We start from the raw sequence: 16,885 nt of genomic DNA on the forward strand, positions 1-16,885 counted from the left end.
ATTATCGGTCAGAATTTGAGTGCCGCTAGGTGGGCACTCAAGAAACAGCGCTATATTGTGCCGTAAGCCCGTCGTCAAGGCAAAAAAGCTGGCATTTTTAGCGAATCAGCGGCCGCCAATGGCGTCCATCGAGTATTTCCAATGGCGCGAAAGCCTGCTTGTAGCGCATCTTACGGCACTCTTCGATCCAATACCCTAAATAAAGGTGCGGCAGCGCTTTTTCGCGGCTGAGCTCGATGAGCTGAAGAATGGCAAAAGTGCCTAGTGAGCGCTTATCCAGAGTCTCGCTAACGGCAAAGAAGGTGTAGATTGCCGAGAGCCCATGCTCCAACTGGTCGAATGCAGCCACACCAACCAGCTCTTCGTCGAGGTACATCTCCATCAGATGGGCATAGGACTCATCAAGGGTAAGGAAGGTGCGGTACTGCTCGCGGCTGGGCGGGAACATATCGCCGTCAGCATGGCGCTGACGAATGTAATTCGCGTAAAGCGAGTAGTGAGTAGATGCAAAGTGAGCAGGTACAATGCGGACGTTTATATCGGCATTGCGGCGCCAAATTTTTCGTTGTGTGCGGTTAGCCGCAAACTGGTCAACCGGAATACGCACCGAGCGGCAGGCGTTGCAGCCCTCACAGTGAGGGCGGTAAAGATGGCGCCCACTGCGACGAAACCCTAGCAGCGCCAGCGAGTCATAGACACCTGGAACGGGCGACTCCTGCGGGTCGAGAAACAGCGTTGTCGCTTCCTTGCCGGGTAAATAGCTACAGGCATGCGGCACGGTAAGGAAAAAGCGCAAATCCCGCACCGGCCGACGCGGAGTGTTACTACTCACGGCCTGCCTCCTCATTGTAAAAAAATGGTTGGAACAGAATAAGTTCGTCACGATGGTTCATCACTACGCATTACCCTCGGTGGCAATCGCCTTAAGCCAGAGCGATGCAGGAACAGTGGGTGTTTCAGTGGGTGACGTGGTAAACGTAAATGCCTTATCGGGTAACCAGTTTTTAAGATAGTTGATGAATGCCTCGCGAGCGACTGTAATAGCGCCCAGGCTTGCCAGATGAGGCGTGTGCATTTGGCAGTCGATGAGTTTTCCGCCATGTTCGCGCATGGCCCTGGCGAGATGGGCCAGCGCTACCTTCGAAGCATCCGGGGCGTGGGAGAACATCGACTCGCCAAAAAACACCGGCCCCATGGCGATGCCATACAGCCCGCCCACCAATTGGCCGTGTTGATGGACTTCGATGCTATGAGCAATACCTAGAGCATGCAGCAGCCCGTAGGCCTCGCGCATTTCGTCTGTAATCCAGGTGCCCGCCTCTTCACCACGCGGGGCGGCGCAGGCCTGAATCACCTGATCGAAGTGTTGATCCAGGGTGATATGAAAGCCACCATGGCGTAATCGTTTGGTGAGGCTACGACGCTGCTTAAATTGCTCAGGTAGGAGTATCATGCGCGGGTCTGGACTCCACCACAAAATGGGGTCGTCGTCGCTGAACCAGGGAAATATGCCCTGCCGATAGGCTTCTACCAGCCAAGCGGGCGAGAGCTCCCCTCCGGCGGCCAGCAGGCCATTGGGGGAGGCCAGCGCTTGGGAGGTAGTTGGAAAATTAGGATGTGGCGAGGAAAGCCAAGGTAGCATTACTTGCTCCTGTTACGACGTTCTTGTGCTGAGCGCTTTACGATAGCCTCTGTGACGGCGGAAGGATGCTCGGTATCATGCAAACTCGCAAGTGGATTAAAGACGCCATTGAGGTGTAAAGGGAGAGTCGCTTGAAAGTGAATAAAGCAGTAAACAAGCGAACGCAGCGTAGCGCGCGTCAAACACCATCATCGGCTTCAGCTGCGCGCGTTAACGCCGCAAAGGATAAGGCTCGTCGTTTTGGCCTGCGCTTACAAGGCTCCGTGCGCGAAGGCGTAGTGGTGATCCTGCTGGCGCTGTGTGTTTTCTTATTATTAGCGCTATTTAGTTACCAACCCTCTGACCCAGGCTGGTCTTATCAGGGCCCTGAGACAGATGTGGGTAACTGGATGGGGCAGGTTGGCGCTTGGCTGGCCGATGTTCTCTACTCACTGCTTGGCGCCAGCGCTTTGTGGTGGCCGGGTATGTTCGGCTTTGCCGCTTGGTGGCTGATTCGCTCACGCCAGGTACGTTTTGAACTCGACCCCGTGGCAATTGCTGTCCATGCGGGTGGCTTAGTGCTACTTATTTTCGGCACGACCATGTTGGGGGCGCTGCACTTTTATCACCCTGAGAGCATACTGCCCTATGCCTCAGGCGGTATTTTGGGCGAAGGTTTGGTCGGTGCGTTAAGGCCTTTAGTGGGAAGTGGTGGTGTTGGTTTAATCGCTGCGGCGTTAATTTTAAGCGGCTTTCCGCTGTTTAGCGGTATGTCGTGGCTGCAAGTGGCTGATGAGCTCGGCAAGCGCATATGTCGGTTGGGTAGCTGGTTATCGGCACGACGCCAAGCGCGTCGTATGCGCGCTGCTCAGCGAGCGGCTGCTAAAACTGCCAAAACTGCGGCCAAGCCTCAAGCAGCGCCTGAAGCGCAGTCTCAAGAAGCTAAACCTGAAGCTGCACCCGCTGAGATAAAGCCTGCGGCAGAGCCAGTAGGCAAAAGCCCCAGTGGCCGCGAACGCCGTGAGCCAGGCTTCTCTGTACCACTTTCCAGTCGTGAGGCGAACAGCTCTTCAGAGAGCAATGCGTCAGAAGCGAGTCCTTCAAATAGCAACGAAACCACGGATACTTCGATTCCCTGGGAGGCCGCAGCGTTTTCAAGTAATAAGCATGTGCCTGCTAAAACACCCGCGTCTATCTCTTCGACACCTACCGCGGAGCCGACGGTTTCAGCGCCTGGGGCAGCCCCGTCAGTGACGCCAGCGGCTAAAACGGCAGAAGAGGAGGGAGCAGCGGCACCCCCAGCGCCGCGGGAAAATGCCTTTGTCCAGGCAGAGGTAACGTCAGCAGCGCCTGAGACTCAAGCACCTGCACCCGGTGATGAACCCAAAGAAGCCGAGACTTCCTTCCCGCTGCGTGCTACTCGTCAAGAAGAGCCTCCGGCGCCTGCCAGGAGTAACTTCTTTGCCAGCGATGAGGCGCCCGCCGAGAAAGAGACTGTTCATGCCGCGCCCGTTGAGCGTCGCAGTGAGCCATCACTCACCGCTGATCCCAGCAGCAGCCAAGCTGAACCACGTGTTGGTGAGCCACATATTGGTGACACTGATGCTGCCTGGAGCCCTGAGCGCGTCACCGCGCCTGAGCCTGCACGTAAACCTGAACGTGTAGCGGAAGTAGTGCCTGAGCCGGTGTGGGACGATGAAGAGATGGATGATGAGCTGTATGCCCAAGGCCGCGATGGAGGAGCGCACGCAACGACTACTCCTCCGTCCACGCCCCCCCAGCAGCTCGCCAAGAACCCAGCTTTGCGCCCGAAGAGAGCACGCCAGAGGCGGATGAAGGCCCCGCCCTGTGGACCGTGGAGCATTTGCAGAGCCAGCGGCCTGCTTTTGAAACTCTGGACGAACCTGAGGGCGACGTGCCGAGCTTGCAGCTGTTGACACCTGCAGAGCCGTATCAACCCAATTATAGTGACGAGCAGTTGGCTGATATGGCTGAGCTGCTTGAAGTGCGGCTGCGCGAATACGGTGTGAAAGCGGAAGTGGTGGATACCTGGCCTGGCCGGTGATTACCCGCTTTGAGATCAAGCCCGCCGCGGGCGTCAAAGTGTCTAAAATCAGTAACCTCGCCAAAGACCTGGCGCGCTCCCTGATGGTGAAAAGTGTGCGAGTGGTCGAGGTTATTCCAGGGCGTCCCACGGTGGGTATTGAAATACCTAATCCCAACCGGGCCATGATCCGCCTGCGCGAAGTTATCGACTCCGACCGTTACCAGCAGGAGACGTCACCACTCACCATGGCGTTAGGCCAAGATATTGGTGGCAGCCCAGTGGTCGCCAACCTGGGCAAGATGCCCCACTTGCTAGTAGCCGGTACCACCGGGTCGGGTAAGTCGGTGGGCGTTAACGCCATGCTGATCTCAATGCTGCTTAAAGCAAAGCCCAGTGAGCTAAAGCTGATCATGGTCGACCCGAAAATGTTGGAGCTGTCGGTATATGACGGCATTCCCATCTGCTGGCGCCCGTGGTCACCGATATGAAAGAAGCGGCCAACAGCCTGCGCTGGTGCGTGGCCGAGATGGAGCGCCGCTACAAGCTCATGGCGGCCATGGGTGTGCGCAACATCGCGGGCTTCAATGGCCGTTTGGATGAAGCGGAGCGCGCCGGTGCCCAAGTGGCAGACCCGCTCTGGGAACCGCAGCCCTGGGAAGTGCATCAGCCGCATCCAGTGCTGGAGAAACTGCCCTACATCGTCGTGGTGATCGACGAGTTTGCCGATATGTTTTATGATCGTCGGCAAAAAAGTCGAAGAGCTGATTGCGCGCTTGGCGCAAAAGGCACGCGCCGCAGGTATCCATTTGATTCTGGCTACCCAGCGCCCCTCGGTGGATGTTGTGACTGGCTTGATCAAAGCCAACATTCCTTCGCGGATGGCGTTTCAGGTCTCATCCAGAATTGATTCGCGCACCATTCTGGATCAGGGCGGCGCTGAAAGTCTGTTGGGGCATGGTGACATGCTCTATCTGCCTGCAGGTTCCGGACCACCTAACCGCATCCACGGTGCCTTTGTGGACGATGACGAAGTACACCGCGTGGTCGATGACTGGAAGCGCCGTGGAGCACCCGAGTATATCGAAGAGATCCTTTCTGGTGGCGTATCCGCCGATGCCTTAACGGGTCTTGAGGCTGAGGGGGGGGATGGCGACGATGCGGAGCAGGATGCGCTCTACGATGAAGCCGTGCAGTTTGTCACTGAAACGCGCAAAGCCTCGATTTCCGCCGTGCAGCGTCGCTTTAAAATTGGCTATAACCGGGCCGCTCGCTTAGTTGAGGCAATGGAGGGCGCCGGTGTGGTGACCTCTATGGGCTCTAACGGTGCTCGGGAAGTGCTTGCCCCGCCTCCGGTGGGCCACTAACCGCTTGATGAAAGCCACAATTATGCAATAAGCGTGAAAGTAGCGCCGCGGGTGAAACCCTGCGGCGTTTTTCTCGTCTGATTGTTACGTTTTTGAGTTAGCCATGGCCGGTTAAGCCGACCTCACTGCTTGATTTTTAAGCAACAGTTACCGGGCAACGGTTGCCTAGGGAGATTATATGCGCGATACGCAAACAAAACGCACTTCAGCAATGGGCGCTTCGCCACTGGCATTTGCGGCAAGTGCCTTGGGTTTAACCTTTGGTGCTCCCGCTTGGGCAGACGATGCTGCCGAGCGTTTGACTGAACGGCTGGATCCGCTTGAGCGTTATCAAGCGGATTTTGAGCAGCAAATTCTTGATGGCAGCGGGGAACGCCTCCAAAGCGCGCGTGGTGAGATGTGGCTGTCTCGCCCCGGTATGCTGCGTTGGGAAGTGGAAGCGCCTTACTCTCAAACCGTGGTCTCTGACGGCGATGATGTGTATATGTACGATCCCGACCTTGAACAAGTCACCGTTCAAGAGATGGACGATCGAGTAACCCATACCCCTGCGTTACTGCTGTCGGGAAGCGTGGACGATTTAACCGAAAGCTATGAGGTGTTCTACGAGCAGGACGGGGAGAAGATGTCTTTACCCTAGTGCCTATCTCGGCCGATACGCTGTTCGAAGAGCTAAGCATGGTGTTCGATGCCGATACGCTAACCGAGCTGTGGATGATGGACAGTACCGGCCAGCGCACCGCCATCACCTTTAGCAATATTACCCTCAATGGCGAGATTGCTGAGGACATGTTTGATTTCGAAATTCCCGAAGGCACCGATGTTATTCGTGAAGAGCTTTAAGGGTTGGGAGTGAGGAGTGAATGGTGAGGAGTTGGTAAAGAGTTGCTGGAGGGTGGCGGTTAATCAATAACCTGCCACTGGTTTAACCATCAGGCGCCTTAGGGCGCCTGATCTGCTTCCTGGTCAAGATTTTCCCGCCATGCCATGATTTCCCCAAAGCGCTTCTCCTGACCAAAGGCACTTGGCTTGAAGAAGGTGGCTTTAGGCAGCTCTTCAGGCCAGCAGTCGTGGGCGCTTCCCGCCGGGTAGCCGTCTGGTTCGTTATGCGCATAGCGATAGCCTTCGCCATGACCCAACTGCTCCATCAGCTTAGTGGGCGCGTTGCGCAGGTACGTCGGTACCTCAACCTGGGGCTGCTGGCGTACGTACTGCTTGGCTTCACTCCAGGCGCGGTCAATGCGGTTACTCTTGGGCGCCACTGCTAAATGAATTGCCGCGTGGGCAATTGCCCGCTGGCCTTCGTAATCGCCCAGGCGTAAATAAGCATCCCAGGCGGCAATCACCAGCGGTAGCGCGCGAGGGTCAGCATTGCCGACGTCTTCTGAGGCAATCGCGGTCAGTCTGCGCACTACGTCCAACGGGTCACCGCCGCCCTGCATAAAGCGGGCCATATACAGCAATGCCGCGTTAGGGCGTGAAGAGCGTATCGACTTATGAATGGCCGAAAGTAGATCATAATAAGCGTCCCCCTGCTTATCGAAGGCGCTGGCCTGATGGCCGATCACATCGGCGAGTACCTCTTTATGCAGTACTTCGCCGTTTGCTTCCTGAGTAGCGAAATCGCAAGCGGTTTCCAGTAATCCCAGCGCCCGTCGTGCGTCGCCAGCGCTAGCGTGGGCCAGAGCAGTTAATACTTCGTCATCAACCTGAATGTCACGCTTGCCCAGCCCTCGCTCTACGTCGCTGAGTGCCTGGCGCATCACCGTGATCAGTTCCTCATGGGTAAGCGATTTCAGCACATATACCCGCGCACGGGATAGCAACGCCGAGTTGACTTCGAAGGAGGGGTTTTCGGTGGTGGCACCAATCAACGTTAACAGGCCCGACTCCACGTGGGGCAATAATGCGTCCTGCTGGCTCTTGTTGAGGCGATGAATCTCATCTAAAAAGAGGATAACCGTGGAGGACATCTGTTGGGCCCGCTCCACCACAGCGCGAATCTCTTTTACTCCGGCCATCACCGCGCTGAGGTGCTCCAGATGGGCCTGGGAGGCTCGGGCCAACAGCTCTGCCAGCGTGGTTTTGCCAACCCCTGGCGGCCCCCATAAAATCATTGAGCGCACAATGCCTGACTCCGCCATGCGACGTAGGGGTTTATCTGGCCCCACCAGCGCTTGCTGGCCCACGTAATCGTCCAGTTGGCGTGGCCGCATACGAAAGGCTAACGGAGCATCGTCAGCCGGTGTCGCCTGAGCGCTATCAAAAAGATCCATGTAAGCTTCCGTTATAAATCAGTACGTTGAGCAACAAATTGCCAACAAGTATAGGTGGTAAACTGCGTCTTAGAGAACTACCTTAGACGTAACCTATCAGAAAGATACACTTGCGAGGATAGCTTGAGAGGGGCATTGTTCATGATAACTGTTGTTGATAACCCCCGTTAGTTACGACACGCTCAGGTTACGATATGTTTTAGCGACACAACATGTTTGTTACCTCGCGCTTATTATCGCATGCCGTCAATCACGAAGGCTCGACGGTAGGCATGACACAATAAAGGAGACAGTTCGATGTTAAACCAACTGCGTCTAGATCATGCCAACATGGCGAGATTACTCCATGTGCTGCAGCTTAAGCAGAAAACCCTTGCCCAAGGTGAGCGGCCCAACTTCCAGCTTATGCGCGAGGTCGTCGACTATATTTTGTCCTATATGGATGGTTTTGCAGCCCCTCTGGAACGCGTCTGCGTGGAGCGATTGCAAACCCAGGCCCCAGAGCACGTTGCCCTGACCGAACAGATGGCGAATGACTATCGTGAGTTAAAGCCGCGCTTACAGCGCCTCTCCAACGACATTGACATGGTGTTAATGGATAACATCATTCCGATGGATCGTTTTGCCGACGACCTGAAAGATTATTTGGAAGCGCATCGTGCCTATTTGCGTCACGAACGCGAGGGGCTGTTCCCGCTGATTGACGAGCACTTTAGCGAGGAAGATATGGACGAGCTGCGTCAGGCGCTCCCCGAAGGCGCAGAGAAAGAGCTAGAGCGCCTACAGGACGCTTATCCCGAGCTCTATGCTGAACTGCGTGGTGCTGACGTGCCTGTGGTATAGCGCTAGCGGACAAGTGGCCGCTACGGGGCATCAATAAAATGACGGAGCATGCTAAAATAGCGGCTCCGTTTTTTTTAGGCAGAGCCATGATAGGCAGAGCCATGATAGGCAGAGTCAGGAAAGGCCCCGTGTTAATTTTTGATTCCGGTGTCGGCGGCCTGTCGGTGGCGCAGTCGCTGCGCCAACACTACCCTGATGCTGCCCTGTGCTATGCCTGCGACAATGCTTGGTTGCCCTATGGGCTGCGCGAAGATGCAGCCCTGACCGACCGCATTGTGGCGGTATGTCGTTCCGCTGTGGAAGCGTGCCAGCCGAGTGTTTTGGTTGTCGCCTGCAATACCGCGAGCACTCTGGCGCTGGAAAACTTGCGCGAGCAGTTGGCGATCCCTGTCGTGGGCACCGTACCTGCTATCAAACCTGCCGCAGCGATTAGCCAGACACGCCATATTGGGCTGTTAGCCACCAAGGCCACGGTAGGGCGGCCCTACACCCAGCGCTTGATTGATAGTTTTGCCAGCGACTGTGTGATTACTCGCGTCGCCGCCGATGCCTTGGTGGTCGAGGCGGAAGCATACCTGGCTGGTGTCACCCCCAATATTGATCGCATGCAGGCGGCGCTGGCACCGTTATGGCACGCCGTTGCACCTCCATCGTCTGCGCATTGTTTATCGTCTGCTCATCAGGCGCTGGATACCCCAGAGCTAGATACAGTGGTACTGGGCTGCACTCATTTCCCGCTGCTAAAGCCCTGGCTGACGCAGCTGGCCCCCGTGCCGCTACATTGGGTCGACTCCGGCGATGCGATAGCCCGACGGGTTTCGCAAGTCGTTTCTGAGCTAAACAGTGATCAGCAGGATGGCCGCTGCTTTACCACTGCCCCTGCTGCCAATCTGACCGCTGGTCTAGCCCGCTATGGGTTTAAGGCGTCCCAATTGCTTAATGTGGGCGACTGAGCACTATTTACTACTATTGCTGATCGAATTATTCAAAGGAGCAGCCTTGGCTATCCCCGTTGTAGAACCTGAACGCTACGCTGAGCAGCTAGCCGCCAAACGCGACTATCTGGAAAGTACCTTTGCCGCTTTTCAACCACCGGCATTAGAAGTGTTTGAATCGCCGCCAGGCTATTACCGTCAGCGCTGCGAGTTTCGCATATGGCACGAAGAGGACGACCTCTTCTACGCCATGTTCGAGGTAGACCCTGAGAATCCGAAGAACAAGGGGTGATTCGGTTAGATCAGTACGCAGTCGCCAGTGAGCGAATCAATCAGCTAATGCCGCAGCTACGCGAAGCTTGCCTTCGCTGTGATGAGCTGCGTCGGCGGCTGTTCCAGGTAGAGTTTCTAACCACGCTGTCAGGTGAGGCGCTGATAACGCTGATTTACCACCGCCCGTTAGGCGATGAGTGGGAGCGCGAAGCCCGCGCTCTGGAGGCTGAGCTGGGTATTATGATTATTGGCCGCTCCCGCAAGCAGCGTATCGTACTTACCCGAGACCACGTATGGGAGCGGCTAGAGGTGGATGGCCGCACGCTGCACTACCAGCAGGTCGAAAACAGCTTTACCCAACCCAATGCGCATATCTGCCAGAAAATGCTTAGCTGGGCGCGAGAAGTCACCGCTGGCCAGCAGGAGAGTAATGCGAAGAAAGACCTAGTCGAACTCTATTGCGGTAATGGCAATTTTACCATTGCCCTGGCGGATAACTTCCGCCGCGTGCTGGCCACAGAGATTTCCCGCACGTCAGTGGCTAGCGCCAACGTAAACCTGGAAGCCAATGGGGTAACGAACGCGCAGATTGGTCGTATGTCAGCGGAGGAGTTTTCGCTGGCGCTGAAGGGCGAAAAAGCCGGGCGTCGCGTGGCGGAAATGGCGCTGGGAGAGTACGATTTTTCCACCGTGCTGGTCGACCCGCCCCGTGCTGGTTTAGACGAGCAGAGCTGTGAACAACTCAGCGAGTACGCTCAAATCGTCTATATTTCATGCAACCCAGCCACGTTAGCTGAAAACTTGACCATACTGACCAACACTCATCGGATAGAACGCTTTGCGCTATTTGACCAGTTTCCGTTTACCGACCACTGTGAGTGTGGAGTGCTGTTGAAGCGGCGGACAGGCGAGTAAGCATACGACCTAATGCGTAAACGGTATGTGCCATGAACAACACGTCAAGTGATTAGGGACGCGACGATAGGTAGCGTAAGCTAGCCGTTATGTTGGCCTAAAGGCCTATTGTCCTTCGTTTTTTGGCCGTTTAATGGCCTAGGCAGTCGAGGTGATGGATGCACTACGTTGCGATTGAAGAGAGTCGGCAAGATCTTTTGAAGCAGCTCCAGGAGCGGCTACACGCGCGGTTAGACCCCGCTCGCGCCGCCACTGTGGACGCTTTTGCTCGGCACTTTTATGCCACCGTGCCGGTGGAAGACCTAGTGGATCGTCGCCTGGACGATCTGTATGGCGCAACGCTGTCGGTCTGGCAGTTTTTGCAGCATCACGACCCACAAAGTCCCAAGGTAAGAGTATTTAACCCTGATTTTGAAGAGCACGGCTGGCAGTCGACGCATACTTTTGTCGCCGTTCTCCATGAAGATATGCCGTTTTTGGTCGACTCGGTGCGTATCGAGCTCAACCGCCGCGGTTTGACGGTACACGCCATTCAAAACGCCGTGCTGGCGGTCGCCCGTGATGAGCGCCATCAGTTGCAGGCGCTGGCCTCGCCCAGGGCAGAAAACGCGCCAGAAGCGCGCGAGTCGCTAATTGTCATCGAAGTAGACCGGCACACCGACGTAGCGTTGCTTGAGAAAATCGAAAGCAACCTAAATGACGTGCTTCGCGATGTACGTACCGCTGTGGGCGATTTCGACGCCATGTGTTCGCAAATCACCGCCTCGATTCAAGAACTCGAGAAAAACTGCCCGCCGCAGATCGATCCTGACGACCACGAAGAGGCGATTGCCTTTTTAGAGTGGATGCTCAAAGATAACTTTACTTTCCTGGGCTACGACGAGTACCTGCTGGAAGGCAGCGAGTTAAAGCGTGACGCAGATAGCGTGCTGGGCGTCTTCCGCCTGGATCAGCCGCGCTACTGCGAGCGTATTCGCACCGAAGAGGGGGTGGATGAGCACAATGATTATGTGCTGGTGCCGCAGCTACTATCGTTTGCCAAAAGCGCCCATCACTCTCGGGTGCACCGTCCTACCTACCCTGACTACATTACCGTTGATCGCTACGACGACGACGGCAATGTAATTGGTGAGCGGCGCTTCTTTGGTTTGTTTACCTCTACGGTGTATAACGAATCGCCACGCAATATCCCGCTGCTGCGCCGTAAGCTAAAAGCGGTGATGGATATTGCCGGATTCAATCCCCAGGGTCACAACGGCAAGCAATTGCTCCAGGTGCTGGAAGTTTACCCCCGGGATGATCTTTTTCAGATCGATACCGAGTCACTGGCCAGCACTGCGCTGGGCATCCTCAATATTCGCGAGCGCCGCCAGGTGCGGCTGTTTATCCGCGCCGATATCAGCGGCAAGTTCTACTCTTGCCTGGTGTTTGTCCCCCGGGACGTGTTCTCCACGGATCTGCGTCAGCGGATTCAAAACGTGTTGTGCGACGAGTTAGACGCCCACTTTGGCGACTTCAATACCTATTTATCTGAGTCGGTGCTGGCGCGTATTCAATTGATTTTACGCTTTAATGGCGACGCGCCCAGCGACTATGACCTCAAGCGTTTGGAAAGCAAAGTGTCACGGCTGGCGCGCAGCTGGCGTGACGAGCTGCAGAACGCCATGATCGAAGGCTTCGGTGAAGAGCGCGCCAACAACCTGATGGATCGGTTCCGCGAGGCGTTCTCGGCCAGCTACCGTGAAGACTTCTCTGCGCGCACCGCGGTGTTTGATGTTCAGCACCTGCTGACACTGGATAGCGAGAACGACCTCTCGCTGTCGCTCTATCGGCCACTAGAAGAACAGGGTGGTGGCGTTAACCTGAAACTGTTCCACCGTGAATCGCAGATTCCGCTCTCTGACGTGCTGCCGATGATGGAAAACCTTGGCCTGCGCGTAATTGGTGAACGCCCCTACGATATTAACGCCCCTGAACAGCGCTACTGGATTCACGATTTTGAGCTTGAGCACAGCGGTGCGGATGTCAGCCTGGGCGATATGCGTGATGTATTCACGGAAGCCTTCAAGCGCATCTGGACCGGCGAGGCCGATAACGATGCGTTTAACCGCCTGATTATCGGCGCTGGGCTGGATTGGCGCGAAGTGGCCATGCTGCGCGGCTACGCCCGCTACCTCAAACAGATCCGCTTCGGCATGTCCCAGGATTACATCGCTGCTACGCTGGCCAACTATCCTGCCATTACCCGTGAGTTAGTTGAATTATTCCGCCTGCGTTTTGATCCTGAGCAGCAGAGCCACGCCACCGACGAGTGCATCGCGAGCTTAAATGAGCGCTTGGAAGGAGTTGCCAGCCTTAACGATGACCAGCTACTGCGCCGCTTTATGGAGCTGATCCTCGCCACCCTACGCACCAACTACTACCAACTGGCTGAGGGTGGGCGCTTTAAAGATTACATCGCCTATAAGTTGGAGCCTTCCAAGGTTACCGGCATGCCCAAGCCGCGACCAATGTTTGAAATTTTTGTCTGCTCGCGCGGGTGGAAGGTGTTCACCTGCGTGGCGGCAAAGTGGCCCGCGGTGGCCTGCGCTGGTCGGATCGCTTTGAAGATTACCGTACCGAAGTGTTGGGGCTGGTGAAAGCGCAGCAGGTTAAGAACGCCGTTATCGTACCGGTTGGTGCTAAAGGCGGTTTTGTCTGTAAACGCATGCCGGAAAATGCCAGTCGCGATGTCGCCCAGAAAGAGGGCATTGCCTGTTACCAAATCTTTATCCGTGCGCTGCTGGATGTCACTGATAACCTGGGGGCGGCGATGTTGTGCCGCCGGAAAATGTTGTCCGCCACGATGAGAACGACGCTTATCTCGTGGTAGCTGCCGACAAAGGCACCGCTACCTTCTCAGATATCGCCAACGAAATTTCCATTGAGTATGGCCACTGGCTGGGTGATGCCTTTGCCTCTGGCGGTGCTAACGGCTACGACCACAAGAAAATGGGCATCACCGCTCGCGGTGCCTGGGAATCAGTTAAGCGCCACTTCAAAAATCTGGATCTCGACACCAGCGCGACCTGTTTAGCGTGGTGGGAATCGGCGATATGGCCGGAGATGTCTTCGGCAACGGCATGCTGCTTTCCGACAAGATCCAACTGGTGGGTGCCTTCAACCACCTGCATATCTTTGTAGACCCCAACCCGGACGCCGAGGCGTCCTTTGCCGAGCGCAAGCGATTGTTCGCTCTGCCACGCTCCAGCTGGGAAGACTACAGCCAGGAGCTGATCTCCGCTGGGGGCGGCATCTTTAGCCGTAGCGCCAAGTCGATTAGCATCACGCCGGAGATGCAGCAGGTATTTGGTATCAAGGAAGAGCGCCTGTCGCCTAATGAACTGATCCGCGCCATGCTCAAATCCAAGGTGGACTTGATCTGGAACGGCGGTATCGGTACCTACGTGAAGGGTTCCGACGAAACCGATGCGGATGTGGGCGATAAAGCCAACGACACCCTGCGCATCAACGGCAATGACCTGAATTGCCGTGTGGTCGGCGAGGGCGGTAATCTCGGCTTGACCCAGCGCGGACGAATGGAAGCCGCCGCCAAAGGCGTGCGCGTTTACACTGACTTTATTGACAACGCCGGTGGGGTGAACTGCTCCGACCACGAGGTCAATATCAAGATTTTGATCGATGAAGTGGTCAAGCGCGGCGACATGACCGAGAAACAGCGCAATCAGCTGTTGGCGGAAATGACCAATGAGGTGGCGGATCTGGTGATCCTGGATAATTACCGCCAAAGTCAGGCGCTGGATCTATCGGCTACCCTTTCCGACCAGTCAATGGGCCCTTACCGCCGTTTTATCAGCGAGCTGGAGGCTGCCGGACAGATTGACCGCGAGCTGGAATTCCTGCCTACCGATGATGTGCTCAAAGAGCGGGCCAGCAACAATCAAGGGATGCGCCTGCCGGAGCTGTCGGTACTGATCTCCTACGCCAAGAGCACCCTGAAAGGCGACTTGATCACCTCTGACGTACCGGACGATCAATATATTCACCGCCACCTGGAGCGGCTGTTCCCATCAGTGCTGGTCGAGCGCTTTAAAGACGAAATGTACGAGCACCGTCTGAAGCGTGAAATCGTTGCGACACAGGTCGCCAACGACTTGGTCGATCATATGGGGGTCGTCTTTGTACGCCGCCTGATGGACTCCACCGGAGCGGGACGCGCCGATATTGCGCGAGCCTACATCGTGGCCCGTGATAGCTTTAACTTGCCCAGTCTATGGGCGCAAATTGAAGCCCTCGATAATCAGGTGCCCAACCGCATTCAGTACTCGATGATGCTTGACCTGATGCGCTTGATTCGTCGTGCCACGCGCTGGTTTGTGCGTCAGCACTTAGGGCTTTCGACACAAGATACCATTGAGTACTTCGCTCCTCGCTTGGCGCAGTTGCAGGAAGGTATTGGTGAGCTACTCAGTGGTGAAGAGCTTGGCGCCTGGAACTCGCGTCGTGACGAGTTGTTGGAGGCGGGTGTGCCAGATGCACTGGCATCCAGCGTGGCGGCGTCATCAAGCCTTTATGCGGGGCTGGGTATTATCCAGGCGGCGCGCCTGACCAATGAAAAACCCCAGCGGGTGGCGGAAGTGCTGTACGAAATTGGCAGCCGCCTGGAGCTACCGTGGATGATTCAGCAGGTAACCCAGCTGGAAGTGCGCGACGCCTGGCAGGCTCAGGCTCGTGAGACTTTCCGCGACGACATTGAGCGTCAGCAGCTGGCACTGACCACCAGCGTGTTGAAGCTCGACGCCGGCAGCCGCGATACCCAAGAGCGGGTTGCGCAGTGGTTGGATCAGCACGCCGATCTGCATCGCCGCTGGTGCCGCCTTATTGAAGAGGTGCGCGGTGGCAGTGAAGGAGGCTTTGCGCTCTTCGCCGTGGCGGTACGCGAGCTGGTAGATCTTGCCGAGAGCGATAGCGAAGCGTAGACGTACCCTAATCCACTTAAAAAAGCGCGCCCTGGTTCTCCACCAGGGCGCGCTTTATTGCGTTATACTGATGCCCGTTTTCAGCCTCCGCTTCAAGAGATCCGCTATGTACAACCTCGCTCGCTCGCTTTTTTCGCGTTGACCCAGAGACCTCTCACGGGATGGCCTTGAGCGCTCTGGATGCACTGCATCGGGTGGGTGGGGTAGCACGCCTGTTTGGTCAGCAGGTGAATGATCCTATCGAGCTGATGGGGCTGCGATTTGCCAATCGGGTGGGTCTTGCCGCTGGGTTGGACAAGAACGCCGACCACCTGGATGCCCTTGGCGCGTTGGGGTTTGGGTTTGTCGAAGTGGGTACCGTCACGCCTAAGCCGCAGCCAGGCAATCCTAAGCCTCGGCTATTTCGCTTAGCGCAGCATGAGGCGATCATCAACCGCTTTGGCTTTAACAACAAAGGGGTTGAGCACCTGATCCAGCAGGTCAAACAGCGCCACTACGGCGGCATTGTGGGCATTAATATTGGTAAAAACCTGACGACGTCAGTAGAACACGCGCTGGATGACTACTTGGTATGCTTAGACGCGGTGCACTCTTATGCGGATTACATTGCCGTTAACGTCTCTTCACCGAATACCCCTGGGCTGCGCAGCCTACAGTTCGGCGAACAGCTGGATGCGCTGTTGGGGCCGATTCGAGCACGAGCCTCAGAGCTCAATGACCAAACGTGCCGCAACGTACCATTGCTGATTAAGATAGCCCCGGATATGAGCGCTGAAGAAGTAGCCTTGATGGCAGAAAGTATTCAGCGCAATGCACTTGATGGCGTGATTGCCACCAATACAACGGTTTCCCGCGCGGGGGTAGAGGGTGACTCACAAGCGGAGGAGGCTGGAGGGCTCTCTGGGAAACCGGTCTTCGAGGCATCCAATCGCGTCATTCGCCAACTGCGTGAGCATCTACCATCGTTACCTATCATAGGTGTCGGTGGGATCGATAGTGCTGCTGCTGCTCAGGCCAAAATCGCGGCGGGAGCTGATTTAGTGCAACTCTACTCGGGGTTGATCTATCAAGGTCCTAAACTGGTCGGTGAATGCGCGAGGGCACTGAAAGCTAAAGGTTGAGCGCGAAGATGATTAGCGAAGCAGTGTGGGCATAAAGGGGCACTAAAAAGCCCACTTGAAAAAGTGGGCTCATTGAAAACCTCTCGCTTAAAATTTTTCTTTTAAAACCTTGAAAAATAAAACGTTAGGCCATGACTAAGGGATTTTTGTGGATGCCGAGATGCCGGTCATCCATCCCACTGGTCGCCGCGACCTTCACGCCAACCGCTCATCCAGTATTCGCGTAAATTGATATCTTGACTGGGACAGTCGTCACGAGAACGACCCGATACACCCGCTTTGTAGCCGTGGACATAAGCCCGCTGGAAGCGATCACGTTTTTGCCGTTTCATTGGCTAACCTCTTTTCACGAAAGCCTTTGATAAGAAATAGGGTGTTATCGACTTATGTTATCAACAACAACCACTATTCCGAGAGCTTGCTTCAAGAGCGAGACGCCGCTTCAGCCCTTGTTTGGCACTCACGGGCGGAACGAGCCGAGCGGCAATCTCTTACAAAAGAACACTTATAC

General features: G+C 55.9%; 5 protein-coding genes and 6 pseudogenes. 7 read left to right on the top strand and 4 right to left on the bottom strand.

Annotation, left to right across the window (positions count from 1 at the left end; all coding sequences use genetic code 11):
* Positions 1-97 precede the first annotated feature (97 nt).
* Complete coding sequence (locus FDY98_RS07015; protein ID WP_022520421.1) at positions 98-832, bottom strand: arginyltransferase; 735 nt, start codon at positions 830-832, stop codon at positions 98-100.
* Positions 833-895: 63 nt separating this feature from the next.
* Positions 896-1,642 (bottom strand): leucyl/phenylalanyl-tRNA--protein transferase, encoded by a 747-nt coding sequence (aat, locus tag FDY98_RS07020; RefSeq protein ID WP_009288042.1) that lies wholly within the window; start codon positions 1,640-1,642, stop codon positions 896-898.
* Positions 1,643-1,773: 131 nt separating this feature from the next.
* Here aat and FDY98_RS07025 point away from each other — a divergent pair.
* Positions 1,774-5,032, top strand: a pseudogene (locus FDY98_RS07025) (DNA translocase FtsK 4TM domain-containing protein).
* A gap of 178 nt (positions 5,033-5,210) precedes the next feature.
* Positions 5,211-5,875: pseudogene (gene lolA, locus FDY98_RS07030) on the top strand (outer membrane lipoprotein chaperone LolA).
* Positions 5,876-5,973: 98 nt separating this feature from the next.
* Here lolA and FDY98_RS07035 read toward each other — a convergent pair.
* The gene (locus FDY98_RS07035) at positions 5,974-7,308 is read right to left on the bottom strand and encodes a replication-associated recombination protein A (protein WP_027959677.1); all 1,335 of its coding nucleotides are present in this window, start codon (positions 7,306-7,308) and stop codon (positions 5,974-5,976) included.
* A gap of 297 nt (positions 7,309-7,605) precedes the next feature.
* Here FDY98_RS07035 and FDY98_RS07040 point away from each other — a divergent pair, with 297 nt between their 5' ends.
* From FDY98_RS07040 to FDY98_RS07060, 5 genes and pseudogenes are all read left to right on the top strand, one after another.
* Entirely contained in the window at positions 7,606-8,151 is a 546-nt protein-coding gene (locus FDY98_RS07040) for a hemerythrin domain-containing protein (RefSeq protein WP_009288045.1), read from the top strand.
* 101 nt (positions 8,152-8,252) lie between these two features.
* Positions 8,253-9,104: a glutamate racemase gene (gene murI, locus FDY98_RS07045; RefSeq protein ID WP_035538518.1), complete on the top strand. Its 852-nt coding sequence runs from the start codon at positions 8,253-8,255 to the stop codon at positions 9,102-9,104.
* A gap of 46 nt (positions 9,105-9,150) precedes the next feature.
* A pseudogene (trmA, locus tag FDY98_RS07050) lies at positions 9,151-10,274 on the top strand (tRNA (uridine(54)-C5)-methyltransferase TrmA).
* Positions 10,275-10,432: 158 nt separating this feature from the next.
* Positions 10,433-15,253: pseudogene (locus FDY98_RS07055) on the top strand (NAD-glutamate dehydrogenase).
* 106 nt (positions 15,254-15,359) lie between these two features.
* A pseudogene (locus tag FDY98_RS07060) lies at positions 15,360-16,374 on the top strand (quinone-dependent dihydroorotate dehydrogenase).
* A gap of 124 nt (positions 16,375-16,498) precedes the next feature.
* On the opposite strand, the pseudogene rmf reads toward FDY98_RS07060, so the two are convergent.
* Positions 16,499-16,706: pseudogene (gene rmf, locus FDY98_RS07065) on the bottom strand (ribosome modulation factor).
* Positions 16,707-16,885: the final 179 nt, after the last annotated feature.

It is taken from the genome of Halomonas sp. PA16-9 (assembly GCF_009728585.1).
Taxonomy (GTDB): Bacteria; Pseudomonadota; Gammaproteobacteria; order Pseudomonadales; family Halomonadaceae; genus Vreelandella; species Vreelandella titanicae.

Excerpts from the sequence above, each read along its gene's own strand:
- aat (WP_009288042.1), bottom strand. The coding sequence starts at position 1,642 with ATGCTACCTTGGCTTTCCTCGCCACATCCTAATTTTCCAACTACCTCC.
- FDY98_RS07035 (WP_027959677.1), bottom strand. The coding sequence starts at position 7,308 with ATGGATCTTTTTGATAGCGCTCAGGCGACACCGGCTGACGATGCTCCG.
- murI (WP_035538518.1), top strand. The coding sequence starts at position 8,253 with ATGATAGGCAGAGTCAGGAAAGGCCCCGTGTTAATTTTTGATTCCGGT.
- FDY98_RS07040 (WP_009288045.1), top strand. The coding sequence starts at position 7,606 with ATGTTAAACCAACTGCGTCTAGATCATGCCAACATGGCGAGATTACTC.